The 26120-nt window shown below is 63.1% G+C and carries 22 protein-coding genes, 1 tRNA gene and 1 pseudogene; 14 read left to right on the plus strand and 10 right to left on the minus strand.

What is annotated here, in order from left to right:
* Positions 1 to 32: 32 nt before the first annotated feature.
* The gene (locus H6851_12975) at positions 33 to 806 is read right to left on the minus strand and encodes an enoyl-CoA hydratase/isomerase family protein (GenBank protein ID MCB9944517.1); all 774 of its coding nucleotides are present in this window, start codon (positions 804 to 806) and stop codon (positions 33 to 35) included.
* Between the two features lie 15 nt (positions 807 to 821).
* The gene (gene ssb, locus H6851_12980) at positions 822 to 1361 is read right to left on the minus strand and encodes a single-stranded DNA-binding protein (GenBank protein ID MCB9944518.1); all 540 of its coding nucleotides are present in this window, start codon (positions 1359 to 1361) and stop codon (positions 822 to 824) included.
* Between the two features lie 88 nt (positions 1362 to 1449).
* Between ssb and H6851_12985 the strand changes: the two genes are divergently transcribed.
* Together H6851_12985 and H6851_12990 are read left to right on the plus strand one after the other, a co-directional pair.
* A complete protein-coding gene (locus H6851_12985) occupies positions 1450 to 1749 on the plus strand; it encodes a hypothetical protein (protein ID MCB9944519.1) in 300 nt (99 codons plus the stop codon).
* Positions 1750 to 1809: 60 nt separating this feature from the next.
* Entirely contained in the window at positions 1810 to 2262 is a 453-nt protein-coding gene (locus H6851_12990) for a hypothetical protein (GenBank protein ID MCB9944520.1), read from the plus strand.
* A gap of 49 nt (positions 2263 to 2311) precedes the next feature.
* Here H6851_12990 and H6851_12995 read toward each other — a convergent pair.
* Positions 2312 to 4361: pseudogene (locus tag H6851_12995) on the minus strand (molybdopterin-dependent oxidoreductase).
* Between the two features lie 264 nt (positions 4362 to 4625).
* Here H6851_12995 and H6851_13000 point away from each other — a divergent pair.
* The 4 genes from H6851_13000 to H6851_13015 all read left to right on the plus strand — a co-directional run bounded on the left by H6851_13000 (position 4626) and on the right by H6851_13015 (position 7675).
* Positions 4626 to 5630 (plus strand): aminoglycoside phosphotransferase family protein, encoded by a 1005-nt coding sequence (locus H6851_13000; GenBank protein ID MCB9944521.1) that lies wholly within the window; start codon positions 4626 to 4628, stop codon positions 5628 to 5630.
* Positions 5627 to 6937, plus strand: a complete 1311-nt coding sequence (eno, locus tag H6851_13005) for a phosphopyruvate hydratase (GenBank protein MCB9944522.1) — start codon at positions 5627 to 5629, stop codon at positions 6935 to 6937. The genes H6851_13000 and eno overlap by 4 nt, the downstream gene beginning before the upstream one ends.
* Before the next feature lie 37 nt (positions 6938 to 6974).
* A complete protein-coding gene (locus tag H6851_13010; GenBank protein ID MCB9944523.1) occupies positions 6975 to 7331 on the plus strand; it encodes a DUF1232 domain-containing protein in 357 nt (118 codons plus the stop codon).
* 98 nt (positions 7332 to 7429) lie between these two features.
* The gene (locus H6851_13015) at positions 7430 to 7675 is read left to right on the plus strand and encodes a DUF2312 domain-containing protein (GenBank protein MCB9944524.1); all 246 of its coding nucleotides are present in this window, start codon (positions 7430 to 7432) and stop codon (positions 7673 to 7675) included.
* Positions 7676 to 8017: 342 nt separating this feature from the next.
* Here H6851_13015 and H6851_13020 read toward each other — a convergent pair.
* Both H6851_13020 and H6851_13025 read right to left on the minus strand, forming a co-directional pair.
* Positions 8018 to 8093, minus strand: a tRNA-Asn gene (locus H6851_13020).
* A gap of 81 nt (positions 8094 to 8174) precedes the next feature.
* Positions 8175 to 9308: a mandelate racemase/muconate lactonizing enzyme family protein gene (locus H6851_13025; protein MCB9944525.1), complete on the minus strand. Its 1134-nt coding sequence runs from the start codon at positions 9306 to 9308 to the stop codon at positions 8175 to 8177.
* Between the two features lie 229 nt (positions 9309 to 9537).
* On the opposite strand from H6851_13025, the gene H6851_13030 reads away from it, so the two are divergent.
* From H6851_13030 to H6851_13055, 6 genes are all read left to right on the plus strand, one after another.
* The gene (locus tag H6851_13030; GenBank protein MCB9944526.1) at positions 9538 to 10167 is read left to right on the plus strand and encodes a trimeric intracellular cation channel family protein; all 630 of its coding nucleotides are present in this window, start codon (positions 9538 to 9540) and stop codon (positions 10165 to 10167) included.
* Between the two features lie 135 nt (positions 10168 to 10302).
* The gene (locus tag H6851_13035; GenBank protein MCB9944527.1) at positions 10303 to 11778 is read left to right on the plus strand and encodes a diguanylate cyclase; all 1476 of its coding nucleotides are present in this window, start codon (positions 10303 to 10305) and stop codon (positions 11776 to 11778) included.
* Between the two features lie 243 nt (positions 11779 to 12021).
* A complete protein-coding gene (locus H6851_13040; protein ID MCB9944528.1) occupies positions 12022 to 12861 on the plus strand; it encodes an ABC transporter ATP-binding protein in 840 nt (279 codons plus the stop codon).
* Positions 12851 to 13720: an ABC transporter permease gene (locus tag H6851_13045; protein ID MCB9944529.1), complete on the plus strand. Its 870-nt coding sequence runs from the start codon at positions 12851 to 12853 to the stop codon at positions 13718 to 13720. Before H6851_13040 ends, H6851_13045 begins: the two co-directional genes overlap by 11 nt.
* Positions 13717 to 14778 (plus strand): ABC transporter permease, encoded by a 1062-nt coding sequence (locus tag H6851_13050; protein MCB9944530.1) that lies wholly within the window; start codon positions 13717 to 13719, stop codon positions 14776 to 14778. The genes H6851_13045 and H6851_13050 overlap by 4 nt, the downstream gene beginning before the upstream one ends.
* 15 nt (positions 14779 to 14793) lie before the next feature.
* Complete coding sequence (locus H6851_13055; GenBank protein ID MCB9944531.1) at positions 14794 to 15786, plus strand: ABC transporter substrate-binding protein; 993 nt, start codon at positions 14794 to 14796, stop codon at positions 15784 to 15786.
* A 78-nt stretch (positions 15787 to 15864) separates the two neighbouring features.
* Here the strand turns inward: H6851_13055 and H6851_13060 are convergent, their stop codons facing one another.
* A complete protein-coding gene (locus H6851_13060; protein ID MCB9944532.1) occupies positions 15865 to 17505 on the minus strand; it encodes an iron ABC transporter permease in 1641 nt (546 codons plus the stop codon).
* A 324-nt stretch (positions 17506 to 17829) separates the two neighbouring features.
* Here H6851_13060 and H6851_13065 point away from each other — a divergent pair, with 324 nt between their 5' ends.
* Positions 17830 to 18921, plus strand: a complete 1092-nt coding sequence (locus tag H6851_13065) for an ABC transporter ATP-binding protein (protein ID MCB9944533.1) — start codon at positions 17830 to 17832, stop codon at positions 18919 to 18921.
* Between the two features lie 136 nt (positions 18922 to 19057).
* Here H6851_13065 and H6851_13070 read toward each other — a convergent pair whose 3' ends face one another.
* Together H6851_13070 and H6851_13075 are read right to left on the minus strand one after the other, a co-directional pair.
* A complete protein-coding gene (locus tag H6851_13070) occupies positions 19058 to 19783 on the minus strand; it encodes a beta-ketoacyl-ACP reductase (protein ID MCB9944534.1) in 726 nt (241 codons plus the stop codon).
* A 129-nt stretch (positions 19784 to 19912) separates the two neighbouring features.
* Entirely contained in the window at positions 19913 to 21088 is a 1176-nt protein-coding gene (locus H6851_13075) for an acetyl-CoA C-acetyltransferase (protein ID MCB9944535.1), read from the minus strand.
* Between the two features lie 320 nt (positions 21089 to 21408).
* On the opposite strand from H6851_13075, the gene H6851_13080 reads away from it, so the two are divergent.
* Complete coding sequence (locus H6851_13080; GenBank protein MCB9944536.1) at positions 21409 to 23829, plus strand: PAS domain S-box protein; 2421 nt, start codon at positions 21409 to 21411, stop codon at positions 23827 to 23829.
* A 122-nt stretch (positions 23830 to 23951) separates the two neighbouring features.
* On the opposite strand, the gene H6851_13085 is transcribed toward H6851_13080, so the two are convergent.
* Together H6851_13085 and H6851_13090 are read right to left on the minus strand one after the other, a co-directional pair.
* A complete protein-coding gene (locus H6851_13085; protein MCB9944537.1) occupies positions 23952 to 25580 on the minus strand; it encodes a GMC family oxidoreductase in 1629 nt (542 codons plus the stop codon).
* Entirely contained in the window at positions 25577 to 26083 is a 507-nt protein-coding gene (locus tag H6851_13090) for a hypothetical protein (GenBank protein ID MCB9944538.1), read from the minus strand. Before H6851_13090 ends, H6851_13085 begins: the two co-directional genes overlap by 4 nt.
* Between the last annotated feature and the right edge of the window lie 37 nt (positions 26084 to 26120).

A 26120-nucleotide genomic window follows, 5' to 3' on the forward strand; every position in this document is an offset into this window, starting at 1 on the left:
GTCGATGCGGTCCTTGCAGGACAATGCCGACATCATCGTCCCCTGAAAACAGGCTTGCGCTTCTGGAGAAAGGCCGCCGTGCCTTCTGCCCGGTCCTCGGTGGCAAACAGCATCGAGAATGCCTGCCGCTCGAAGGCCATGCCGGCGGCCAGCGCCCGGTCGCTGGCCTGCAACACCGCTTCCTTGGCCAGCCGCACCGCCAGCCTCGGCTTGCCGGCAATGCGCGCGGCCAGCTCGACGGCACGATCGACCGTCCGTCCGGGCTCCACCACTTCAGCCACCAGTCCCGCCCGCAGGGCTGTCCCGGAATCAATGATTTCACCGGAAAGCACCATTTTCATGGCGAGGCTCTTGCCCACGGCCTGCGTCAGGCGCTGGGTGCCGCCGGCGCCGGGAATGATGCCGAAATTCACCTCCGGCTGGCCCAGCCGCGCATCGCTGCCGGCGATGATGATGTCGGCATGCATGGCCAGCTCCAGCCCGCCACCCAGCGCAAAGCCGTTCACCGCGGCCAGCAGCGGCTTGGGGAACTGGGCGATCCGGCGCCAGGCCGCCGCCCGCGGGTCGAGCAGGGCGTCCACCGCCGATTTCGCCGACATCTCCTTGAGGTCGGCACCGGCGGCGAACACCTCTCCGCCGGTCATGACCACGGCTCCCACGGCATCGTCGCCTTCGGCGCCGTCGAGAATGGTGGCGATTTCCTGCAACATGGCCGTACAGAGCGCGTTCTTCAGCGACAGCCTTCGGAAGGAGACGAGCAGCACGCCAGCGGCAGGATGGCTCACGGAGACATGATCGCAGGTCACGCTCGCACCGCCGCCCTAGAACGGGATGTCGTCGTCGAGATCGTCATAGCCGCCGGAGGGACGCCCGCCGCCGGACGGGCTGCCGCCACCGCCACCGCCGCCGCCAAGCTGGCCACCGCCACGCATCCCGCCGCCGCGCTCATCCATCTCGTCCATGCCACCGCCATAGCCGCCACCGCCACCGCGGGGTCCGCCACCATCGCCAGCACCACCGAGCAGCACCAGATCACCGCGGAAACGCTGGATCACCACCTCGGTCGTGTAGCGCTCCTGACCGGACTGGTCGGTCCATTTCCGGGTCTGCAACTGTCCTTCGAGATAGACCGTGCGCCCCTTCGACAGGAAGCGTTCGGCGACATCGGCCAGGTTCTCGTTGAAGATCACCACCCGGTGCCATTCGGTCTTCTCACGCTGCTCGCCCGACTGGCGGTCGCGCCAGCGTTCGGATGTGGCGACGTTGAGATGGACGATCTTCTGATTGTTCTGGGTATAGCGTACTTCGGGATCCCGCCCGAGATTGCCCACCAGAGTGACCTTGTTGACGCTTCCTGCCATGAAGTGAATTCCCGTTGTGCCGATATCGTTTCGTTGGCGGCACTCTAGCAGCACCTCGACGGGTTGACGACAGCCGCGGGACAGTTCGATGGAAAGGGGTGGATGCAGGCATGCGCGCCGCCGCCGGCAGCACGAACGGCCCGACGACAGGTGTCGTCAGGCTGGTCACGGTCCCGTCATGCCGGCGGGGATGTCCGGGCGGGTCGCGGCCGCGGCGCGGGCGATGCGATTGAGTGACGACGGGCCGCATCCGTGCCCGCGTCGCGCAAACGGCCATGGCAGGCCGGCAGGCAGCCCGGCCGGCAAGCGCGAGGACTTCGAGCAGGAACGCGTCCAGCCCCTCCCGCCATGCGGCATGGACGGCGTCGTCGCCGCCGTCGGGAGATGACGGCCCGCTGGCGACGGGTTCATCGTTCCCGCCGCGCCGTTGGCGGAAGGAGGTCAGCAATTGCAGCACCGCCCCGCGCGGATCACCGCCATCGACATGTTCGAGCCATGCCCGGCGCAACAAGTGCGTTTCCCCGGCGGTCAGCCCGAGGTCAAGACGCTGTGCTTCGACGAATGCATCGACAACCGGCAGGAAACGCCGACGAAGACCATTCCCGCGGGGTTCGCGCGCACCGCCTGCCGATCGCATGGCCCCGTGACGGAGCCACCCGGCCACCCGGCGGAACGCGGCAATCGCCATGTCCCGTCCGGACGGAACGCCCGTCCGTCCGGGTCCGGGCACCCGGCGGGATCGGCCGGCAAGCTCCCGGCACGCCCGCAGCAGCCGCAACGACTGCCCGGCAATGCCACGGACCCGCAGGCCGGCAACATGTCGAAAAAAACCTTTCATGCATGGCTTATGCTACGAACCGCACCCAAACGTCAAGGTTTATATTCCTGTTTCCTGCCATGAACGGTGTGTTGCGTCCGTGTCCCGGGCCGGAATGGAGACGGCCTGCCGGTCAGTTCCCGCGCAGCCATACCGCCGTGTCGTGGATGACCGCTCCACCGGCAGGAAGCCCGCGGTCGGCCGACAGCAGAAGGTTGATGCCGATCCCGTCCTTCCAGTAGCCGTTGGGCCAGATGCTTTCGACGACGATGGTGTCGTCGTGCTGCCCCTCGCTGGCCAGGGCCGGCAGGCGGACTTCGCCGCGGCGGTTGCCGAGCCGGACGATGTCGCCGGTGGCGATACCCAGCCGCTGCATCACTTCCGGGTGAATGCGGGCCCTGGGCTGCTCCTCGCGCTCGCGGCCGCTGGCCATCTCGGTGAAGCTGGTGTTGAGGAACTGCCGGGCGGGCGCAGCGACGAGGCGATAGGGGTGTTCGCCGTCGATCTCGTCGGTGGCGGCGAGATGATCGGCGAATTCCGGCATCCGCCCCTCGTTGTCGCCCAGCGACTTCCAGTCGGGGCGGAAGCGGAACCTGCCGTCCGGATTGGGATAGCCATTGCGGTGATGCGCCCTGTCCGGGTCCCGGAGGGCATCGAACCCGCCTTCCTTCTGGACCTCCTCGACGTCAGGCCAGCCGGAACGGGCAAGCAGGTCCTCGATCAGTTCGAGTTCGCTCATGCCGAAGCCGGGATGGCTGCATCCCAGTCTTCCGGCCAGCGCGCAGACCACAGAATGGTTCGAGCGGCATTCGGCATGCGGTTCGAAGATCCTGCGGCCGATCTGGAAGCGGCTGTGGGCGGAGGCGTGGTAGATGTCGTCGTGTTCGACGAACATGGTCGCCGGCAGCAGGATGTCGGCCTGCCTGGCCGTGTCGGTCATGAACTGTTCCTGCACGGCGATGAACAGGTCGCTGCGGGCGAAACCCCGGTGGACCAGGCCGAGGTCGGGGGCGATGCACATCGGGTTGGTGTTCTGGACCAGGAGGGCGGTGACCGGCGGGCCGTCGCCGAGATCGCTCCTGTCGCCGGTGAGCACCGGGCCGATCCGCGACTGGTCGAGCAGCCGGGTCGCGGGATCCATGACGTCGTGGCCCTCGATGGTCGTCTTGTCCCAGCCGCCAGGCATCGCGCATGGCGTAGGGTCCGCCGCCGCCCTCCTTGTGCCACTTGCCGGTCACCACGGGCAGGCAGGAGGCGGCATGCATCGCCGCCGAGCCGTTGCGCGTGCGGGTGAAGCCGAAACCGTAGCGGATCCAGGCCCTTTCGGTGCGGCCGTAGAGGGGCGAGATCGGTGATGGTCTCCTCGGGCAGGCCGGTGATGGACGCGGCCCATTGCGGCGTGCGGCCCTGAAGATGGGCCTCGAATGCGTCAGGCGCATCCGTCCATCCTGCAGATGGTCCCGGTCGACCAGATTTTCCCGGAAGAGGACATGCATCATGGCGCAGGCCAGCGCGCCGTCGGTGCCCGGACGCAGGGCGATGTGAATGTCCGCCTGGGCAGCTGTCCCGGTGCGGTAGGGATCGATGACCACGGGTCTGGCCCCGCGCTTGCGCGCCCGCGCCACGTGGCTCATCAGGTTGACGTGGGTGGCGACCGGGTTGCAGCCCCAGACACCGATCAGGTCGGCATGGTCGCCCGCCTCCTCGGCCGGGACCCCCCAGCGCTTGCCGTATCCGGCCCGCCAGCCGCTGTCGGCGAGCGTGGTGCAGATGGTCGACTTGAAGCGCGACCAGCGCCTGGCATGGGTCAGCCGCTGGACGCCGTCGCGCTGCACGAAGCCCATCGTGCCGGCATACCAGTAGGGCCAGACGGTTTCCGATCCGAGCGCCTGTTCGGCCAGCAGGAGCCGCTCGGCGACGAGGTCCAGCGCGTCGTCCCACGAGATCCGCTCGAAATCGCCCGTTCCGCGTTCGCCCCGGCGGCGCATGGGAAAGGCCAGTCTCTCGCTGTGATGGTAACGCTCGGCATAGCGGCTGACCTTGTTGCAGACCACGCCCGCCGTGTAGGGATTGATCTTGCTGCCACGGACCTTGCCCATCCGCCCGTCCTCCGTGCGTTCGACCTGAAGGGTGCACACGGAGGGGCAGTCATGCGGACAGACGGTGGGCAGGAACGTGCTCATGCTGGCGGACCTTCAGGATCGGGCCGGGTCATGGCCGGCCGGAAGCGGACACATGGTGCAGGAATACGGGCTTCCCGGCAGGGCCGCAACGCCATCCTGCCGCATGGCGTGTTTCCGGCCGGCGGAGCGGCAGCGCGAATCCGCATGGCGTGCAGCTTGGCGCTCGCCAAGCGGGCGGCTGCTTGTTAGTGATGCGTCCGGTGTTCTTTCTTGTCCGGGACGCGGGTCCCGTCTTTTTTGCATTGTGGAACGGCATTTCGGCTCATGGTCAACTGGAACAGCGACATCCTCTCCATTCTTCGCCGGGCCGGATTGCTGGAACTGGGGCCGCCGCCGCCGATGGAGCCGCTCACGGGCGGGGTGTCGAGCGACATCTGGCGGGTCCGGATCGGTCACAACGACTATTGCGTCAAGCGTGCGCTGGCAAAACTGAAGGTGACGGCCGACTGGCGCGCACCCATCGAGCGCAGCCGCTACGAGGCCGGCTGGATGGAGGAGGTGGGACGTATCCTTCCCAACGCCGTGCCGCCGCTGGTGCATGTGGACGATGCCGGTTCGGCCATCATCATGCGCTATCTCGACCCGGCACGCTTCGCCTTGTGGAAGACGCAGCTGGCGCAGGGGGAGATCGACCATGCGTTTGCCGCCGCGGTCGGCAAGGCCCTGTGCATCATCCATCGGGAGACGGCCGGCAAGCCCGGCATCGCAGCCCGCTTCGGCAGCGACGAGATCTTCAACTCGATCCGCATCGAGCCCTATCTGATCGCGACCGCCGTCCGCAACAAGGCGGTGGCCAGGCCGCTGAAGGAGCTGGCCCGGCGGACCGCCGCCACCCGCAAGGCGCTGGTGCATGGCGATGTCAGTCCCAAGAACATCCTCAAGGGACCGCAGGGGCCGGTGTTCCTCGATGCCGAGTGCGCCTGGTACGGCGATCCGGCTTTTGATCTGGCGTTCTGCCTCAACCACATGCTGCTCAAGAGCGTGTGGAAACCGCAGTGGTTCGACAGTTATCTCGATGCCTTTTCCGCTCTTGCCGGAGCCTATCTCCCACTGGTGAATTTCGAGGATCCGGAAGAACTGGAGGGCAGGGCGGCCACCCTGCTGGCCGGGCTGATGCTCGGCCGGATTGACGGTAAATCACCTGTGGAATACATCACCGAACCTTCCGACAAGAATCGGGTACGGGCGATCGCCTCGGCCCTGCTGGTCGAGCGACCTGCCCGGCTTGCGATCTACCCCCAGTTCTGGCGCCAGGAGATGCTGCGATGAAGATCCGATCCATTCGCGGACGGCGGGTGTGGGACAGCCGCGGCCGTCCGACCGTCGAGGCCGAAGTTGTACTGGAGGGTGGCCAGACCGGCCGGGCGATCGCTCCCGCCGGTGCATCGAAGGGGATGCACGAGGCGCTGGAGCTGCGCGATGGCGGCGAGGCGCTGGGAGGGCTCGACGTCACCCGCGCCCTTGCCGGTGTCGCCGAGCGCATCGCGCCGCGGATCGAGGGCATGGATGCGCGTCGGCAGGCCGATATCGACGCCGCGCTGATCGAACTCGATGGCACCGCCAACCGCCAGAGCCTCGGTGCCAATGCGATGATCGCCGTCTCGATGGCCTGCGCCCATGCCGCCGCCGCCGCGGACGGCGTGCCCCTGTGGCGGATGCTGGCGGGCGATCGCCCGGTCGAATTGCTGCCGCTGCCCGAGATCCAGATCTTCGGTGGCGGGGCCCATGCGGCCCGGCGGGTGGACATCCAGGACTTCATGGTCATCTGCCCCGGCGCCGACAGCGCTGCCCAGGCGTTCTTCTGGACGGCCGAGATCTACCGTGCCGCCGGGCAGATCATGGCGGACGGTGGCCGCCTGCAGGGCGTGGCCGACGAGGGCGGCTTCTGGCCTGCCTTCGACAGCAACGAGGAGGCGCTCGAAACGCTCATGCGCGCCATCGAGACGGCCGGTCGCCGACCTGGCGATGAGGTGGCGATATCGCTCGATGTCGCAGCCTCCGAGTTCGGCAGGGATGGTATCTACCGTCTCGCCCGCGACGACAGCGAGCGCGACACGGATGGCATGATCGAACTGCTGCTCGACTGGATCGAGCGCTTTCCCATCCTCTCCGTCGAGGATCCGCTGGCCGAGGACGACCCCGCCGGCTTTGCCGCCTTCACCCGAGCCTGTGGTGGCAAGGTGCAGATCATCGGCGACGACTTCCTCGTGACCGACGCCGGGCGGGTGCGCGCCGCGGCCCAGTCCGGTACCTGCAATGCGGTCCTGATCAAGCCCAACCAGCGTGGCACGCTGAGTGAGACACTCGCATGCTGGCAAGCTGCCTGTGCCTATGGTTTCGGCGGTATCGTCTCCGCCCGTTCCGGCGAGACCGAAGACACGACCATCTGCGATCTGGCGGTGGGCTGGGCGGTGCCGCAGCTCAAGGTCGGCTCGTTCGCCCGCTCCGAGCGCATGGCCAAGTGGAATGCGATCCTGCGCATCGAGGAGGAACTGGGTGGCCGGGCACGCTTTGCCGGCCGTGCGCCGCTGGAAAACCTCCCGCCGGCGCCGACCGGACCGACCGCTCGCGCCTGAGCTTGCATGCGCGCGCAGGAACCACCATCTCATGCCCATGACAAACGCATTGCAAACGCTGCCCGAACCTGCGGGCGCTCCCGATCCGCGTCGCTTCTGGAGCAAGGTCAAGCGCGTCGCGGCGCATGTCCCGTTCGCCGAGGACCTGGCAGCAGCCTATTATTGTGCGCTGGATGACGCTACGCCACGTCACGTCAAGGGCATGCTGTTCGGTGCCGTGGCCTATTTCATCCTGCCTTTTGACATGATCCCGGACGTCATTGCCGGTCTGGGCTTTACCGATGACGCGACCGTGCTTGCCACCGTGATCACGTTGTTCAGCCGCCACATCCGCGATGACCACCGGCGCATGGCCCGCGAGAAGCTGGAGCGTCTCAGGCAGTGCCGTGGCTGAAGTCGCAGGTTCGGGCCCGTTGTCCCGCCTTTGCACTTGGCATGTGACAGCTCCTTGATCTACCCAGCGTCACGAGTTTCGACCAATCGGAGAAAACCATGGCGGATGTTCAGGGCGTTACCGGAGACAGGCTCAAGTCCTTCATCGAGCGGCTGGAGAACCTTGAGGAGGAAAAGCGCGAGCTGGGCGAGCAGATCAAGGAGGTCTTCGCCGAGGCCAAGGGCGAGGGGTTCGATGTCAAGGTCATGCGCCAGCTGCTCAAGCTGCGCAGGATGAAGCCGCATGACCGCATGGAGCAGGAAGAACTGCTCGATGTCTACAAGTCCGCCATCGGCATGGCCTGAGCGATCCTGGCCGGCAGCACCCGGTCGCCGATGAACCTGTTCTCCGAAACGATGCCGGTGCGGCCTCGAAGGTGAGGCGGGCGCGAAGGCGGCCGGGAGCCGATGTCGCCGCACGGCGACTGACATTCCGCTGACAGGTCGTCAACGGCGGGATTCCAGATTGGTTGTGAAACCGTCGGTCGCGATAACCTTCCGGGCAGGATCGGACCGTCGAACCGAACCGCCCGCATCCGGCGAACAGGCTGGTCCCATCAAGGTTACGATATTACCGAAATGGTGATGACCTGAACTTGTCAACTGTTCCGCATGGCGGAACGGTCACCTGCATGGACAAGGAAGGGGTGGCTCCCCGGGCCGGACTCGAACCAGCGACCCAGCGGTTAACAGCCGCTTGCTCTACCAACTGAGCTACCGAGGAACAGCGAGCGCTCTATTACAGACGGAATCGGCTCTTGCCAACCCGTTATCGCGAAAAATTTGTCCGAAATTGGAGGGACAATCACGTCAGCCCGACTGCGAAGGTGGCAAGCTTCCCGAGATCCGGAATGACGCCGAGGCCGGAGCTTTCCGGGATATGCACGCGCCCGTCGACCAGTTCGAGATGATCGTCGGCGATTTGAGATCGCAGCGGATTGGGGTTGGCGTCATACTCCAGAAGGCCATCACCTCCGACTGCCGCGAGCAGATGCAGGGATGCGAGCTGGCCGATGCCGCCGGCAAGCCAGTGCGGGCAGAATGTACGTCCGGCATCGACTGCCGCGCGGGCGACCGGCAGGTTGCCGCTGATGCCACCCCACTTGCTCACATCCGGCTGGATGACGCCAAGGCCGCCCGCCTCGATGGCTTCGTATAGCTGCCGGCCGCGCAGGTTCTCTCCCGCAGCGATGCGAAGCGGCGAGCGTCGGGCGAGTTGATGCCAGTCATCGGCTGAAGCATCCGCACGGATCGGCTCTTCGTACCAGTGAAGATTGAAGCGGGCCATGTCCTCGCTCATGGCGATCGCCGTTTCGAGGTCGTAGGCCATGTTGGCATCGACGCACAGGATGACATCATCGCCAAGGGTTTCGCGCAAGGCCGCAAGATTGTGCAGATCGCGCTCGCGACCGAAGCCGATCTTGAGCTTGAAGGCGCGGTGCCCCTGCTCGAAGCGTTCCCGTGCCAGTTTCTCCGGGTTGTCCGGATTGAGCCCGCTGGCATAGGCCGGTATCGTATCGAGCCTGGCCCCGCCCAGCAGGGCGCAGAGGGGCACGTCCGCCTTGCGTGCGGCGAGATCCCAAAGGGCGATGTCGATGCCTGCCAGGGCCTGGGCAAGCGGTCCCACATCACCGGTCTGGATGGCCAGCATCTCCAGTCGTGCCTGGGTCTCGAAGAAGGCGGCGGCCGGATCTTCGAAGCTGCGGCCGACCAGGGCCGGAGCGATGATCTCGTTGATCAGTCGCGCGCGATATTCGGCCGCGACAGTGGGCCAGTTGCACCAGGCCTCGCCCCAGCCCATGGCACCATTGCTGTCGGTGACACGGACGAGCACGCATGGCCGGTCATGCATGGTTCCGAAACTGGTACGCAATGGGGTACGTATTGGTGCGCGATAGACCAGACCCTCGATCTGCACGGGTGTCACTGCTGTCGTCATGCCGAATGTCCTCCCCGACCGGCTGTACGGATATCGGGAATGCCAACGGGGAGGAAGGGATGTCAATGGCTGAGCTTTCCCTGTACGCGATCATTGCCGATCTGGACCAAAATTGGGGACGGGAGAGTGGCGGACACGGAAATCCCGGGGCAAGATTGTATTTTACCAGGGGGTCATCGGCATCTATGGCGTTGGGCGAAGTGTATCGATGCAGGGAGGTCCGGTCGGCATGTTCGACAATCCGGTCTATATTGCTGATCTTCTCGCGGTGGCGGTGTTCGCGGCTTCGGGTGCTCTGGTCGCCAGCCGTGCCGAGATGGACATTACCGGGTTCGGTCTCCTGTCGACACTGACCGGCATCGGTGGAGGAACGCTGCGTGACGTCATTCTCGACCGGCCGGTCTTCTGGGTGGTGGATGCGTTGCCGCTCGTCGTCTGCATTGTCCTCGCGGTCCTGGTCTACTTCACGGCACCGTCGATCCAGCGCCGCTATCCTGTCCTGTTGTGGCTCGATGCCGTGGGTATCGCCTTCTACGGGGTGCTCGGTTCGCAGATTGCGCTCGATCAGGGAGCCAATCCGCTCACGGCCATGGCACTCGGGATGATGACCGCCACATTTGGCGGCATGATCCGCGACGTGGTCAGCAACGAGATTCCCCTCATCCTCAAGCCGGAGATCTATGCGACGGCGGCACTGCTGGCCGCCTTTCTGCATGTCATGCTGACCGCGTTCGGCGTCCCGCTTTACCTGTCGGGCCTGCTGGCCGGCTCGGCCGGTTTTTCCCTGCGTGCGCTGACCATCCGCAAGGGGCTCGTCCTGCCGCGTTTCCATCCCCGGCCGGGTCGCGACTATCCCTGACTCATCCGCCCGGAATTGCACCGTTGTCGCAGGAGGGATTTGCCGACGCCGCGTTAAACAAATGTTAACCGCTAGAGATTACTCTTGCATTCGAGTTTACGACTGATGTCAACACGAGCCGCAAGAGATCACTGAATGAATGTGACGGCCGCAGAACCGCCTCCATCCACATTTCCCTTTCCATGTTATCCCGATGAGCCTCAGCGCCTCGATCGCCTGAAGTCCTATGAAATCCTCGATACGCCCCCTGAGGAAGCTTATGACCGCATCACCAGGCTGGTTGCCGACCTGCTCGATGCGCCGATAGCCCTTGTCTCGCTGAGCGATGCCCAGCGGCAGTGGTTCAAGTCGATCGTCGGTGCTCCCGTCAGCGAAATTCCCCGTCACCGCTCGTTCTGCGGCCATGCCATCCATGGCGGTGTGCAGATGGTCGTCGAGGACGCGTCGAGGGACGAGCGGTTCCGCGACAATCCGCTGGTCACGGGCGATCTCGGGATCCGCTTCTATGCGGGCTCGATTCTCAGGTCGCGCGACGGGTTCAACCTCGGCACGCTCTGTGCGTTGGACAATCGTGTCCGCAAGCTCTCTCGCGATCAGGCGGCGGTGCTGGAAGACCTGGCCCAGGTGATCGCCGACGAACTGGAGCTGCGGCAGGTGGCCACCCGGGCCGTCCGTGCGGAGCAGCGTCTCGTCGATGCCATCGAGGCCCTGCCCGATGGATTCGCGTTGTTCGACGCGGACGATCGGCTGCTGCAATGCAACTCCGCCTTCACGAGGGTTTTCGGTGAAACATGCAGTGTCATCCGTCCCGGGACGGCCTATGTCGACATCCTCAGGAACGGGCTGGAAAAGGGATATTATCCGGATGCCCTCGGCCGCGAGGAAGCATGGCTGGCACAGCGCATGGCCGGTCATGCGGAGCCGAAGGGGCCGGTTGAACAACGGGTCGTGAATGACTGCTGGGTACGCATTCACGAAAGCCGTACCCGCGAGGGCGGGAGTGTCGGATACCGGATCGATATTACCGACAGCAAGCGCTACGAGCAGTTGCTCAAGACGATGGCGTGGACCGATTCGCTGACCGGGCTGCTCAACCGCAGGCGTTTCCTGGAACTCGGCGAGAAGGAGTGCGGTCGGGCCGTCCGCAAGAAACTCAGCACCAGCGTGTTGATCATCGATGTGGACCATTTCAAGTCGATCAACGACACATACGGTCACGACGGCGGCGACAAGGTTCTGGTGACGCTCGCACGTCGCTGGACGGAGTTCCTGAGACAATACGACGTTCTCGGTCGCTATGGCGGCGAGGAGTTCGCGATTTTCCTGCCGGACACCGGTATCGAGAATGCGTGTGTCCTGGCCTCCCGCATTCTTTCGATCGCCGCCGCCGAGCCCGTCCTGTTCGGTTCGCAGCGCATTCCCGTGACTGTCAGCATCGGCGTCGCGGAATGCGGGGAAAGGGCATTCTCGCTGGACCAGGCGCTCAGTTGCGCGGACAAGGCGCTTTACGAGGCGAAGGAAGGTGGCCGCAATCAGGTCGTCGCCTTCCATTCGGACCGACGCCGGACGCACGACTGCAAGGCCGGTGCCGAGACGGTCGAGGTCGGATAGCGGAAATTTCATGGTTTTCACAGGATCAGCGCCGTCGATCAGGACCCGCTGTTCCCCATCGGGTGAAACCCGGTCATCGCGTCATATCGATGGCCGGGTTTCACTGTTGCGCCATCCGGCGGACCGGATGTTCCAGCGCCGGTCCGGCTCCGGTTTCCATGACCTTGGGCATTGAGGAGCCTATCGGCATTTCGTTTCAGGACTGCTAACTAGTTCCTGTCATGCACGGTCTCCAACGAAGGTATTTGTCGGGTCGGGGCCGTTCGCCAGAACAGGAAGACGGAGGGCAGGTCCAGGGTGGAATGTCGAAACGTGATCGAGGTCGAGGATCTCTCCTTGACCTTCGGGACGGCGGATGGGCCGGTTCAGGCGCTCTCCGGCATCGATCTCGCGGTGGAGAAGGGTGGCTTCGTCTCGCTCATCGGGCCGTCGGGTTGTGGCAAGACCACGTTGCTGCGCGTCATTGCCGATCTGGAACAGCCGACCTCCGGCAACATATCGATCAATGGCGTATCGCCGCAGGAGGCGCGACTTTCCCGCGCCTACGGCTATGTATTCCAGGCTGCGGCGCTGTATCCCTGGCGCAACATAGCGCGCAACGTCGCGCTGCCGCTGGAGATCATGGGGCTGGACCGGGGCGAGCGCGAGCGGCGGGTGCGCGACAACCTGCAATTGGTCAACCTTGCCGGTTTCGAGAAGAAATTTCCCTGGCAACTGTCCGGAGGCATGCAGCAACGTGCATCGATTGCCCGGGCTCTGGCTGTGGAACCCGATCTGCTGCTCATGGACGAGCCCTTCGGCGCTCTTGACGAGATCGTCCGCGACCACCTCAACGAGCAGCTTCTCCGTCTTTGGGCGAAAACCGGGAAAACCGTGGTATTCGTCACCCATTCCATCCCGGAGGCCGTCTTCCTGTCCACCCGCATCGTCGTCATGTCACCACGGCCCGGGCGCATCCATGAGGTCATCGACAGCCATCTGCCGCCCGACAGGACGCTCGACGTGCGCGAGTCGCCGGAATTCCTGGAAATCGCCCATCGGGTGCGCGAGGGACTGAGGGCGGGGCACAGCTATGATGGCTAGGATCGCGCCGGTTGCCGTCGTTCTCGCAGTCATTGCCATCATCTGGTATGTGGCGACCTTCTTCCTCAACATGCCATTCCAGCTTGACACCTATGGCCGAGCCGAAAGGTCGGACTGGACGGTGGGCGAACTCGTCGTCGACACGATGAGCCAGGAACGGCCGGTGCTGCCCGCACCGCATCAGGTGGCCATCGAGATCTGGGCGACGACCGTGGACAAGAAAATCACCTCGAAGCGCAGTCTCGTCTACCATTCGGCCATAACCCTGTCCGCCACCCTTCTCGGCTTCGTGATCGGTACGGCGCTGGGAATACTGCTGGCCGTGGCCATCGTTCACAATCGCAGCCTCGATGCCAGCCTGATGCCGTGGATCATCGCATCGCAGACGATCCCCATCCTTGCCATCGCACCGATGATCATCGTCGTCCTCAATGCGATCGGCATTCAGGGATTGTTACCGAAGGCTTTCATTTCCACTTATCTCAGCTTTTTTCCGGTTGCCGTCGGGATGGTGAAGGGGCTGCGGACGCCCGAGGTGATCCATCTCGACCTCATGCGCACCTACAATGCTTCGCGCTGGCAGGTGTTCTGGAAGTTGCGCTGGCCCTCGTCCATCCCCTTTCTCTTCACCAGCATGAAGGTGGCAATTGCCATCAGTCTCGTCGGTGCGATTGTCGGCGAACTGCCTACCGGGGCCGTGGCCGGTCTCGGTGCGCGCCTGCTGGCCGGCTCCTATTACGGCCAGACGATCCAGATCTGGTCCGCGCTCATCGCCGCGTCGCTGCTGGCTGCCATGCTCGTTGCCATTGTCGACGTGGCCAACCGCATCGTGCTCAGGCGCATGGGACTGGCGTCATGATGAGCCGGATTGCCGCCCTGCTCATCGGCCTGCTCGCCATACCGGGGCTCATGGGCGCGGGACAGCTTCTCCCGGCGTTCCTCCTGCTGCTGGCTGCCATCGTCACCTTTCGCCGCCAGTTGCCAAAAAGCGTGGAGATTCCCGCTTTGGCACTTGCAGCCCATGTGACAGCCTGGACGCTCGTCACCGACCAACCTCCGCCTGCAATCTTCTGGCCGTTGATGCTGGCGGCCTGGATGAGCGCATGGCTGCTGGTAGACCGTCTCGCAAGCCTCGACCCGGGACAGCTCTGGCTGCGTCGTCTCGTGGCCCTTGTCATCCCTCTCATCTTCGGCCTGTGGCTGCTGATCCTGTGGGAGCTGCTGTGCAGGGGGCTGGCCATCCCGGGCGTCCTGCTTCCGGCTCCCAGCGTCATCGGTATGCGCCTTGCCACATCGGTTCCGATACTCTGGGCAGATTTTCGCCAGACCTTCCTCAAGGCGGTGCTTATCGGCTACGTGCTCGGCTGCGGCTCGGGATTCGCGGCTGCCATTCTTATCGACCGGTCACCATTCCTGCAGCGCGGACTGTTGCCGATCGGCAATCTGGTCAGCGCCTTGCCGATTGTCGGTGTGGCTCCGATCATGGTCATGTGGTTCGGCTTCGACTGGCCGTCCAAGGCAGCGGTCGTCATCATCATGACATTCTTCCCCATGCTGGTGAACACGGTGGCCGGCCTCGCGGCCTCCGGCCGCATGGAACGCGATCTCATGAAGACCTACGCGGCGTCGTACTGGCAGACACTCTGGCGCCTGCGCCTGCCCGCCGCCCTTCCATTCATCTTCAACGCCCTCAAGATCAATTCCACGCTCGCTCTGATCGGCGCCATCGTGGCCGAGTTCTTCGGTACACCCATCGTCGGCATGGGCTTCAGGATTTCCACCGAGGTCGGACGGATGAACGTCGACATGGTCTGGGCAGAAATCGCCGTGGCAGCGATGGCAGGTTCGCTGTTCTACGCCCTTGTCACGATGATTGAACGCATCATGACATTCTGGCATCCATCAATGCGTACCTGATATCGGGAGCCAAGCATGACCAGTCGTCTCGCCACCCTGTTTGCCACCACGGCCATCGTCCTTTCGGCCCAGGCCGCGCTCGCCGCCGATACGGTGACCCTGCAGCTCAAATGGGTGACCCAGGCCCAGTTCGGTGGTTATTACGTCGCGGCGGACAAGGGGTTCTATGAGGACGAGGGGCTGGATGTCACCATCAAGCCCGGCGGCCCGGACATCGCTCCGCCGCAGGTCATCACCGGCGGTGGTGCCGATGTCATCGTCGACTGGATGCCCTCCGCACTGGCGTCGCGCGAGAAGGGCGTACCGCTGGTGAACATCGCCCAGCCGTTCAAGCGGTCGGGCATGATGCTGACCTGCCTGAAGGAAAGCGGCATCAAGGGACCGGAGGACTTCAAGGGACGCACTCTGGGTGTCTGGTTCTTCGGCAACGAATATCCGTTCCTGTCGTGGATGAGCAAGCTCGGTATTCCCACCGATGGCGGCCCGGACGGAGTGACCGTCCTCAAGCAGGGATTCAATGTCGATCCGCTGCTGCAAAAGCAGGCCGACTGCATTTCGACCATGACCTACAACGAATACTGGCAGGTGATCGACGCGGGTATTTCGCCGGATGACCTCGTTGTCTTCAAGTATGAGGACCAGGGCGTGTCGACCATGGAAGACGGGTTGTATGTGCTTGAGGATCGCCTGTCCGATCCGGCTTTCGTCGATGTCATGGCACGGTTCGTGCGGGCCTCGATGAAGGGTTGGGAGTGGGCTCGCGAAAATCCCGACGAAGCTGCCGATATCGTGCTGGAGAACGATGCCACCGGTGCCCAGACCGAAAAGCACCAGCAACGCATGATGCGGGAGGTCAACAAGCTCACCGAGGACAGCAACGGTGTGCTCGACCCCGCCGACTACGAGCGGACGGTGGACACCCTGCTGTCCGGTGGTTCCGATCCTGTCATCAGCAGAAGGCCGGAGGGAGCCTGGACCCACAAGGTCACGGACGCGGCATTCAACTAGCGTCAAGTGGGAGTACCCCGGCAAAGCCAGAGCCGGGGTGCGCCATCCGGGTGCCGGGCCGTCCGTGGCAAGGCTGTGTCACAAGTCCGGCTTTTCCCGCGAGAACTGCCGTGAAAGGATGATGACCGGCACAAGGCCGACCAGAATGAGAATGAGGGCAGGCAGGGCCGCTTCGGCCAGACGTTCGTCGCGTGCCAGGTTGAAGACGCGCACGGCCAGCGTATCGAAGTCGAACGGGCGCAGGATCAGTGTCGCGGGCAGTTCCTTCATCACGTCGACAAAGACCAGCAGGCCCGCTGTTGCGATCGATGGGCCGATGAGGCGCAGGTGGACTCGGCGCAAACGGTCGAGGGTTCCGAGCCCGAGCACTGCGGCAGCGTCTTCGAGACTGGGCTTGACCTTGGCGAAACCGGCTTCGATCGCTCCCAGCGACACGGTCATGAAGCGGGCGAGATAGGCGAAGACCAGGGCACCGATGCTGCCCGTGATCAGCAGGCCCGGCTGGATACCCCAGAAACGCTGGGCCAGCTGGTCGATGGCATGGTCGAGTGCCACCAGCGGTACAAGCGTCCCGATGGCGAGCACGGGCCCCGGAACGGCATAGCCCATGGCTGCGACCCGGTTGAGGAAGGTGATCATCCGCGATGGCGCAAGGCGTGCGCCGTAGGTCATGAACAGGCCGAGCGCAACAGCGATCGATGCCGTGGCCATGGCCACCGCCAGTGTATTGACGACCGCATCGCCAAAGCCGATCGACGGGTTGTCGGGTACGCCCGCAAGCATGTGCAAGAGGTAGCCCGCCGGCAGGAGGAACCCGAGGAAGGCGGGAAGGAAGCAGGCGACGAGAGCCGCCGCACCCGAAACCCCGGCCAGGCGCTGGGCCACCGCCGGCGTATCGTTGCCCGTATTGAAGAACTGGCCGCGGCGGTGGCTGAGCTCGGTGAAGACCAGGACCAGAACGATCAGCAGCAGGATGGATGCGAGCTGGGCAGCGGCCACCCTGTCTCCCATCGAAAACCAGGCCTTGTAGATGCCGGTGGTGAATGTCTGCACACCCAGGAGCGAGACTGCGCCATAATCGGCAAGCGTTTCCATGAGCACCAGCGACAGGCCGACGACGATGGCCGGGCGTGCGAGCGGCAGGGTGACGCGAAAGAACGCTGCGGTAGGTGTACAACCGAGCATGCGGCTGATCTCGACAAGCGTGCCGGTCTGCTGCAGGAAGCCCGTGCGGGCAGCAAGATAGACATAAGGATAGAGTGCGATCGACAGGACAAAGATCGCGCCCGGCACCGAACTGAGCGGCGGCAGGGTAAACTGGTCGGCCCGGACATCGAGCCAACTTCGCAGGCCCGTCTGAATCGGTCCGCTGACATTGGTCAGGTCGTAGTAGATATAGGCCTGTACATAGGATGGAATGGCGAGTGGCAGGATCAGCGCCCACTCCAGCAACTGACGACCTCGAAACCGATAGGTCGTGATGAGCCATGCCGCACCGACGCCGATGCAGCCCGTCAGTCCCCCGACGCCGAGGCATAGCCAGACGGTATTCATCAGGTAGCGCGGGATCAGGCGGCCCGCCACGTGGCTCCAGACATCGCTCGCCGGCTGCAACGCGTCGATGGCGACACTCAACAACGGAAGACCGACGACAAGTGCCGACAACAGGGACAACAGTGATAGTACCCGCAGTGGCCTTTTCGCCCGCCCGTGCCGGATTTCGCGCAATGTTTCCGCCTCGACCAATTTCCCCGCCGCTCCCGTGAATGCGCCGTCGCGAAAAACCCTCTAGCGCGAACATCTCCCTGACGACAGTGTACCGAAAGGGCACGTTGGAAATTTTCTAAGCATGTAAAACGACGGAACAACTGGATATTCAGGCAAAATTCACGATATGACCTGTCGAGGCGGTATTTCGGTGATGGTCCGCGGGGCATTGTTGCTCCGGGTCTTGACTTGCGATGCATCGAAGATCGGCGGACATCCGAATGGTGACCTCTTCATCGACCAAGAGGACGATCAGAACCGGGAATGACGGTGGGAGTGAAACAGGGCTTGGCGGAAAGCGGCTCCGGCCTTGAGGTCGGGAACCTGTCGCACGCCTATGGATTGTCTCCAGTCGTGCGGGATGTCAGCTTTTCCATGCAGCCGGGAGAGGTTCATTGCCTCATGGGCCCGTCGGGCTGCGGCAAGACGACGACGTTGCGGCTGATTGCCGGACTGGTTCCGTTGCAACATGGGACCATCCGGCTCGGTGGTGAGGTTCTTGCCGGCCCCGGCATCGACATACGCTGCGAACAGCGGCGCATCGGCCTCATGTTCCAGGATCTCGCGCTGTTCCCCCATCTCACGATCGCTGCCAACGTCGCGTTCGGATTGAAATCGCTGAAAAAGCCGGAGCGCCGTGCACGGGTCCGCGAACTTCTGCAGGTGGTGGAACTCGAACGCCATGCGGACAAATTCCCGCACCAGCTCTCCGGTGGAGAGCAACAGCGAGTGGCCCTTGCCCGCGCACTCGCGCCCCACCCGCGCCTGATGCTGCTGGACGAGCCGTTTTCCGCCCTCGATTCCAGCCTTCGTGCCGAGGTGCGCGAGCATATTCTCGCTCTCTTGCGCACATCGGGCGTGCCGACCCTGCTCGTCACTCATGACCCCGAGGAAGCGGTGTGCAGCGGAGACCGGGTTCATGTGATGCAGGACGGCTTACTCGTCCAGAGCGCGGCACCCGACGAACTCTACCACAGGCCGGCCAATGAATTCGTCGCCAATTTCTTCGGCCCGACGCTCAAGTTTGCGAGCCGGGTCAAGGGCGGGCTGGTGACGACGCCTCTGGGGATGGTGGCGGCCCCCGAGCGGGGTGATGGCGAGGATGTCGACGTCCTTTTCCGCACCGAGGCTGTCCATCTGCGCGCCGATTACCGTGGTGACGGGCTCTCCGGCCACATCATCGGTTGTCGCCGTCTCGGGCCGGCCTGCAACCTGTCCATCCGACTGGACAATGGTTCGACAATTTCCCTGCGCAAGCCGTCCGAGATCCCCCATGCCGTCGGAATGCGCATGGGCTTCGACATCGACCAGCGCTTCGCCTTCGTCTTCAGGAAAAGCGAAGATATCGACGTTCTGTGCAATTACTGACCAGAATTTGCTGTCTCATTCGATCGAATAACAAAAGGCGCCAGCATCTTGCGACTGGCGCCATTCTTTCCTTGACCGGAATTTGGGCCGCCCTGAAAGCGATACCGGAGTTTCCTCAGGGCAGCCCGCGATATCGTCAGCTGAAGAACTGTCCCCCGTTGGGAGAAATGGTCGAGCCGGTGAGGAAGCCCGCATCATCGGAGGCGAGAAAGACCACGCAGCGGGCGATCTCCTCCGGTTCGCCGAGGCGTCCCACAGGGATCTGCGGGATGATGCGCTCGTTGAGCACCTTCTCGTCGATGGCACGCACCATCTCCGTGCCGATATAGCCCGGACAGATGGCGTTGACGGTGATACCGACCTTCGCACCTTCCTGCGCAAGGGCGCGGGTGAAGCCGATGTCACCGGCCTTGGCCGCGGAGTAGTTGGCCTGACCGGCCTGACCCTTCTGGCCATTGACCGAAGAGATGTTGATTACCCGGCCAAACTTGCGGTCGCGCATGCCCGGCCAGATCGGATGGGTCATGTTGAACACGCCGTTCAGGTTGGTCGAGATGACCTCGTTCCACTGTTCCGGCTTCATGCGATGGAACATCGAATCCCTGGTGATACCCGCATTGTTGACCAGGACTTCGACAGGCCCCAGATCGGCTTCGACCTGTCGGATGCCCTCAGCGCAGGCCTCATAGTCCGCCACCGACCATTTGTAGACAGGAATCCCGGTCTCGGCCTTGAACTTGCCGGCAGCTTCGTCATTGCCTGCATAATTGGCGGCGACCCTGTAGCCCGCTTCCTTCAGGGCCACAGAAATTGCCGCTCCGATGCCGCGGCTGCCACCCGTGACCAGTGCCACTCGAGACATGAAAAGTTCTCCCATCTGGACGTTTATCGGCTTCCCTGAGTTCTCATTGGACACAGAGTGCCACGTTTTTGGCGATGTGACAAAAGGGGATTGGCGGCGGAAAGGACATCCGCCGCCATCAGCCTCTCGTCAGTCGCGGGCAACACACATTGCAATGCCCATGCCACCGCCGATGCACAACGTGGCAAGTCCCTTCTTCGCGTCACGCTTCTGCATCTCGTGCAGCAGCGTGGTCAGCACCCGGGCGCCCGAGGCGCCGACGGGATGGCCAAGCGCGATGGCACCACCATTGACATTGACCTTGTCGGTATCCCAGCCGAGATCCTTGTTCACGGCGATCGCCTGTGCCGCAAAGGCCTCGTTGGCCTCGATCAGGTCGAGATCGTCGACGGTCCAGCCGGCCTTTTCCAGTGCCTTTCGCGACGCCGGAATGGGGCCGGTTCCCATGATCGAGGGATCCACGCCCGCCTGCGCCCAGCTCACGATCTTCGCCAGCGGCTTCAGGCCGCGCTTCGCCGCCTCATCCGCGCTCATCACGACGATGGCAGCGGCACCATCATTGATGCCCGACGCGTTGCCGGCAGTCACCGTGCCTTCCTTGCTGAAGGCCGGACGCAACTTCGCCATGCTTTCGACGGTAGCACCGAAACGGGGATATTCGTCGGTGTCGACCACGACATCGCCCTTGCGGGTCTTGATCGTCACGGGCGTGATCTCGTCCTTGAAGCGGCCGGATTTGACCGCTTCTTCCGCCTTGTTCTGCGAAGCGGTGGCAAAATTGTCCTGCTCTTCGCGGGTCAACTGCCATTTCTGGGCGATGTTCTCCGCTGTGTTGCCCATATGGTAACCGTGGAACGCATCGGTGAGAGCGTCCTTGAGCATGGTGTCGAGCATCTCGAGGCTGCCCATCTTGGTGCCGTTGCGCAGGTGCGCAACATGCGGAGCCTGGCTCATGCTCTCCTGGCCGCCCGCAACGACGATGGTGCTGTCGCCGTTCTTGATTGCCTGATAGGCGAGGGCCACCGACTTGAGGCCGGAACCGCACAGGATGTTCACGCCATAGGCCGGAACCTCAACGGGAACGCCGGCATTGACCGAAGCCTGGCGCGCGGGATTCTGCCCCTGACCGGCGGCGAGGATCTGGCCCAGGATCACCTCCGACACATCGGATGGATCGACATTGGCGCTCTGCAAGGCAGCCGTGATCGCTGTCTGCCCCAGAAAGTGGGCAGAAACACCGCTCAAGGCACCGTTGAACGATCCGATCGGTGTGCGCGTGGCGCTGACAATAACGACGTCACTCATGTGAGGCGCTCTCCCCTTGGGTGGTTGCTGTTCGGCGCAGCGTTGACGTCCGGCCGCGCCCTGAAAGAAGGATGACCGGCTTATAATGGGGCTTGACAGGCCTGAGTACCCCCCGTGCGACATTGCTGCCATTCGCCGCAGCCATTCCTGCATGGCGGTGGCGAACGATCCGCCTGATGGAATACTGATGGAATGCGGTGGTTCGAAGACATCGTCGCGCCCGCATTTTGCGCATATGCTATAGAATTATTTTCCTATTTATGCTAGACATGCCGAAGTTTTTCCTTGCTTGCTCGCTTTCAATAGATCGGACATTGACAATGCTCGAAGATCGATCCCTCAAGGCTGCCGGAAGCCGGGGCAATCATCTGTGGTCGTCAATATCGACCGGGATCACCGACATAACCAACCGGGTTCGAGATATTCTCCGACGGTCCGACAATTTGTCCGATCAACTGACGGTCGGGCATGACTGGTTACCCTCCGCACTGACCGACAGCCTGCGTGACAGCGTGATCTGGCTCGATTCCCATCTTGATGTCGTGAACATGAATCCGGCCGCTGAAAAGCTGCTGGAGACTGCCAGGGAACGCAAGGTCGCCTTCTCGTCATGGAACGGAAGAGAAGATCGTCTCCCCGCCGTCATTCGCGAATTCGTCATCCGCAAGCAGTCCGAAAATCCGGAGATCCGATTGCAGGATCACATCCAACTGGCCAGCGGCGGCAGCATCTTCGAGGTTGGCCTTGAATTCCGGCATGACGACCACGGTACGATCTGCGGTGGAATAATGCTCGTCAGCGATATCATTCCCGACAATTCGACCACTCGCCAGGACGAGGACTGGGACAGGAGTTTCCAGCGGCTCTACGAAACGACACCGACAATCATGCATTCGGTCGATGCAAATGGTCGTCTTCTCTCCGTCAGCGATCAGTGGTTGAAAGTTCTCAATTACAAACGAAGCGATGTCATAGGTCGAAGTACTCAGGAATTCATGGCATCGGAGACGGCTTCACGCCTACCTGAAATCCTTCTTCACTACAGGAAATATGGATATATAGAAAATATTCCATATACATATTTCAAAAACGATGGAACACCTGTAGATTTTCTTGTTTCGTCATCGGCGCAATTCGACAAGGATGGGCGTTATTTTCGAAGCAATACCGTGATGCAGGAGGTGTCGCAGATTCGCAAACTCGAATCCGAACTTGCCGAAATGACCGCCCTTCGCAGCCTCCTCTTCCAGCTAGCCCTGAACGCAATCATTACCTGCGATACGGACGGCACGATTTTGACCTGCAATGACAAGGCCTGTCAGATCCTTCAGGGGAACATTGTCAACATGGTCGGAGCGCCGATGTCGTCGATGTTCTCGACGCCCGACCACGATGTCCATCCCGTCCAGCAATGGATCGACCGGTCGACCGGCGAGTCCTGCGACATGCGTGAACTTCGCGTCATCCGCACGTCCAACCAGACCGAGGCTCACATCAATCTCAACATGGCGCGTTTCGAGCTGGCCGACACGCAGTTCCTGCTGTTTACCGCCTACGATGTCACAGAAAACGTGAAGAACAAGGTGGAGCTGGATAACTGGAAGCAAATCGTCGAGGACTCCTTGAAGATGATCGAGGATGGCTTCACGATTTTCGACAAGGACAACAAGCTCGTCCTGTACAATCAGGCGCTGCTCCGGCATTTCAACCTGACGGGTGAGGACATTGCCATCGGCGACAGTTTCGCCAAGGTCATGAACACCGCGATCGATCGTGGCGTTCTGGGACAAGGCGACAATGCCGAACGGCTTGCGACCCTTGTCAGGGAGAGGTTCGAGTCCTGCGACTCGCCCTTCGAGCTACCGCTTCATGACGGCCGCTGGCTGCGGGTGACGACCAAGACCATGGCCTCGGGCGGCAAGGTGACGGTTCGCTCCGACATAACTGCGCTCAAGCGTCTGCTCGGTCAAGTCGAGGCCCACAATGAGGCGCTCATGCGGGTCAATTCCGATCTCGAGAACTACCTGAAGCTGGCATCCCACGATCTCAAGTCCCCACTCCGTTCGATCACATCGGGCATTCAATTGATGCTGACGGACCTGGAGCACAACGAACCTGTCGATCTCAACGAGATGCTGACGTCATTGCTGCAGTGTGCCCTTAATACGCAGACCCTGCTCGAAGACATGCAAACCTATGCGCGCATCGGCCAGCGTCATGAAAAGATCGAAACGATCGACCTGGAAAAGATGCTCGACCGTATCTGTCATTCGCTCGCCGGTCATGGCCACGAAATCGCCATCGAGTTCGGGATCGGGTCACAATCGCCGGTCTTTGCGGGAGCGCGGACGGTCCTGGCACGTGTCCTGCATGAACTCGTCGCCAATGCGGTGATGCACAATCCGAATCGCCCGGGGCATGTGCGCATCGTCTGCAGCTACGATCCCACTTCCCACATGTTCGAATTCAGGATTCGTGACGACGGGCCGGGAATTCCGGTGGAATACTTCGAAAAGGCATTTCTGCCGCTGGTGCGGTTGCGCGACTCCAGGCATGCCACTGGCAACGGCATGGGACTGGCGATTGCGCGTCGCTATGTCGAATGGCATGGTGGCCAGATCTGGCTCGAGCGGCCGCAGGATGGCGTTGGAATGATCGCCGGATTTACGTGGCCAAGGACACCTCGCGAAAAGGGGAGCGAGGACGTTGTCCCGACCGACGAGCTGGCAGTGGCATTGTAACCTGCCTCGCCTCGTGGTCACGCGCACGGGGTGGTTCGGGCGGGGAAACGGGATCCTGCGCCGGACCGCCTCTTGTCCCCACCACGCATGCTGCGGGGACAAGAGGTGCGTGCTCGTTGCGTTCAGGCTGCGAGCGTGCGGGTGGTCGTGGAGAGCTCGGTGAAGCTGTCGCGTATGTGTTCGGCTGCGCGGAGGGCGAGGGCGCAGATGGTGGGAGTCGGATTGACGACACCGCCGGTGGCGAGCACCGACCCGTCCATGATGAACATGTTGGGCACGTCCCAGCACTGATGCCAGCCGTTGACCACCGAGGTTTCCGGATCCGATCCCATCCGGCACGTGCCGATCATGTGCCATGCCGGCGTGCGGTAGACACCGTCGGCATCGCGATAGTCCTGCAGGGCGATCTCGAACGCTCCGGCTGCCTTGCCGACATCCTCGAGCCGGTCGAGCATGTAGTTCATCATCCGCTTGTCATTCTCGCCCGGGCGGTAATGCATGCGGATGACCGGAACGCCGTCCTCGTCGGTGCGGGTTTCGTCGAGCCAGACACGGTTTTCGGGATTCGGCAGATCGTCGCCGATGGCGAACAGGCCGATGGAATGGCCGAAGTGCTTCTCGAACCAGCCGTGATGCTCCCGCCCCCATGGTGCCGTCGTACCGCTCAGCCAGCCGGTGGTCATCTCGCCGGCCGACGGTGTGGAGGTGAGGCAGTTGAAGTTGAAGCCGTTGACGAAGCCCCGCGAGACATCCGTTTCCGCGAACTCCCGCGAGATGAGCGAGGCAACATAACCCATCTGTCCGTCGACCGGTTCGTCCACCCAGATCTGCGCGGCGACGAGCGTGTGGTGGAGCAGGTTGCGTCCGACCATGCCCGAGCTGTTGGCGAGATTGTCGGAGGCCAGCAGCAGCCGGGGCGTGCCGACACCGTTGGCAGCGACGATCACGACCTGCGCGCGCGTGCGCTCCTGTTCACCGGTGATCCTGTTCTTCCAGATGGCCCCGGTGGCACGGCCGTCCGCACCCTTCTCGATCCGCAGTACGCGGGCATGGGTCACAAGACGCGCTCCCGCCGCGATAGCCTTCGGCCATATCGAGCGGGCGTGAAGCGTCATCGATCCGCGTGGGCAGCCGTTGCACATGCCGCAGCCATTGCAGCCGGGCCGGCCGTCATAGGCTTCGGACACCACGCCTGCCTCGACGGGCCACCAGTGCCAGCCGAGCTTGTCGAAGGCACCGGCAAGACGGCGCGCCGGTTTGGTGAAGGGCAATGGCCCGGTGGGGCAGGTGTCCCGCGGCGGCTGGGCGGGATCGCCGGCAAGGCCGCTTGTCCCAAGCAGACGGTCGACCCGGTCGTAATGGGTAGCGATGTCCTCGTAGGCGATCGGCCAGTTCGGTTGCAGGCCGTGCTCGTCCCCCTTGCGGAAATCCGAGGGCCGGTAGCGCGGCCAGATGGCGCCGTAGGCATTGGTCGAACCGCCGACGGCATTCCACATCAACACCTGACTGGAATCGGAATCGACCGGATAATCATCGGGATGCGTGCGGACATTGACATCCGGGTTCCAGTTCGTCGCCCGCTGCCATGCCCAGTCGTTATGGAGGTGGGCATAACCACCCGGCTCGATCCAGTTGCCCTGTTCAAGACAGACCACATCGAGTCCCGCCTGTGCGAGGACCATTGCGGAAATAGAGCCAGTTGCGCCGGAGCCGATGATCAGGACGTCATGGATATCGTTGCCGCCGCTCATCGCTCCAGTCCCCATTTCACGGTGCGTTCGCTGTCGAGATCGAGTTTCGAGATATCGATGCGCCGGACATCCCCGGTCCGGATCCAGTGCCCCCGGCCATGCGTGGGCGTCTGCGTCGCAGGGTCGAACTTCGGCAGGTCGTAGCCCTGCACGTGCGGTCGCCGCCGGTAGGGCGTGCCGCGCGCATCGATCAGGGCGACAATGGCCGGATTCTCGTAATAGGCATGAAAAGCAGCGTTGCGCAGCCAGTTGAACCGGGCAGGCTCGCCGCTTTCCAAACTGCGGACGGCAGCAATCCGAGCTTGCGCATCCATCCCGTCGAACGGTGCACCGATCCCGTCGAGCAGATGCGCGAGATGCTCCAGCCCCGAGTCGCCCTCCCTGCCGGCCAGTCGTTCGACGATGGCGTGCTGAACACCGACCGTCGATCCCGAAGGCCAGTCGTCATTGCCGGGCAGAAGCTCGTCGACAAGTGCTGCCAGTGCCGCCGAGAGTCTGATCATCCCACCCGTTTCCCGAGTATCCGTCATCTGTCTTCGC

It is taken from the genome of Geminicoccaceae bacterium (genome assembly GCA_020638465.1).
In the GTDB taxonomy this organism is placed as follows: domain Bacteria; phylum Pseudomonadota; class Alphaproteobacteria; order Geminicoccales; family Geminicoccaceae; genus JAGREO01.

What these genes read in the sequence shown, in the direction of transcription:
- H6851_13055 (MCB9944531.1), top strand. Translation starts at nt 14,794, where the DNA reads ATGACCAGTCGTCTCGCCACCCTGTTTGCCACCACGGCCATCGTCCTT.
- H6851_13045 (MCB9944529.1), top strand. Translation starts at nt 12,851, where the DNA reads ATGATGGCTAGGATCGCGCCGGTTGCCGTCGTTCTCGCAGTCATTGCC.
- ssb (MCB9944518.1), bottom strand. Translation starts at nt 1,361, where the DNA reads ATGGCAGGAAGCGTCAACAAGGTCACTCTGGTGGGCAATCTCGGGCGG.
- H6851_13015 (MCB9944524.1), top strand. Translation starts at nt 7,430, where the DNA reads ATGGCGGATGTTCAGGGCGTTACCGGAGACAGGCTCAAGTCCTTCATC.
- H6851_13035 (MCB9944527.1), top strand. Translation starts at nt 10,303, where the DNA reads ATGAATGTGACGGCCGCAGAACCGCCTCCATCCACATTTCCCTTTCCA.
- H6851_13085 (MCB9944537.1), bottom strand. Translation starts at nt 25,580, where the DNA reads ATGAGCGGCGGCAACGATATCCATGACGTCCTGATCATCGGCTCCGGC.
- H6851_13080 (MCB9944536.1), top strand. Translation starts at nt 21,409, where the DNA reads ATGCTCGAAGATCGATCCCTCAAGGCTGCCGGAAGCCGGGGCAATCAT.
- H6851_13030 (MCB9944526.1), top strand. Translation starts at nt 9,538, where the DNA reads ATGTTCGACAATCCGGTCTATATTGCTGATCTTCTCGCGGTGGCGGTG.
- eno (MCB9944522.1), top strand. Translation starts at nt 5,627, where the DNA reads ATGAAGATCCGATCCATTCGCGGACGGCGGGTGTGGGACAGCCGCGGC.
- H6851_12985 (MCB9944519.1), top strand. Translation starts at nt 1,450, where the DNA reads ATGGAAAGGGGTGGATGCAGGCATGCGCGCCGCCGCCGGCAGCACGAA.
- H6851_13000 (MCB9944521.1), top strand. Translation starts at nt 4,626, where the DNA reads ATGGTCAACTGGAACAGCGACATCCTCTCCATTCTTCGCCGGGCCGGA.
- H6851_13010 (MCB9944523.1), top strand. Translation starts at nt 6,975, where the DNA reads ATGACAAACGCATTGCAAACGCTGCCCGAACCTGCGGGCGCTCCCGAT.
- H6851_13025 (MCB9944525.1), bottom strand. Translation starts at nt 9,308, where the DNA reads ATGACGACAGCAGTGACACCCGTGCAGATCGAGGGTCTGGTCTATCGC.
- H6851_13050 (MCB9944530.1), top strand. Translation starts at nt 13,717, where the DNA reads ATGATGAGCCGGATTGCCGCCCTGCTCATCGGCCTGCTCGCCATACCG.
- H6851_13070 (MCB9944534.1), bottom strand. Translation starts at nt 19,783, where the DNA reads ATGTCTCGAGTGGCACTGGTCACGGGTGGCAGCCGCGGCATCGGAGCG.
- H6851_13075 (MCB9944535.1), bottom strand. Translation starts at nt 21,088, where the DNA reads ATGAGTGACGTCGTTATTGTCAGCGCCACGCGCACACCGATCGGATCG.
- H6851_13090 (MCB9944538.1), bottom strand. Translation starts at nt 26,083, where the DNA reads ATGATCAGACTCTCGGCGGCACTGGCAGCACTTGTCGACGAGCTTCTG.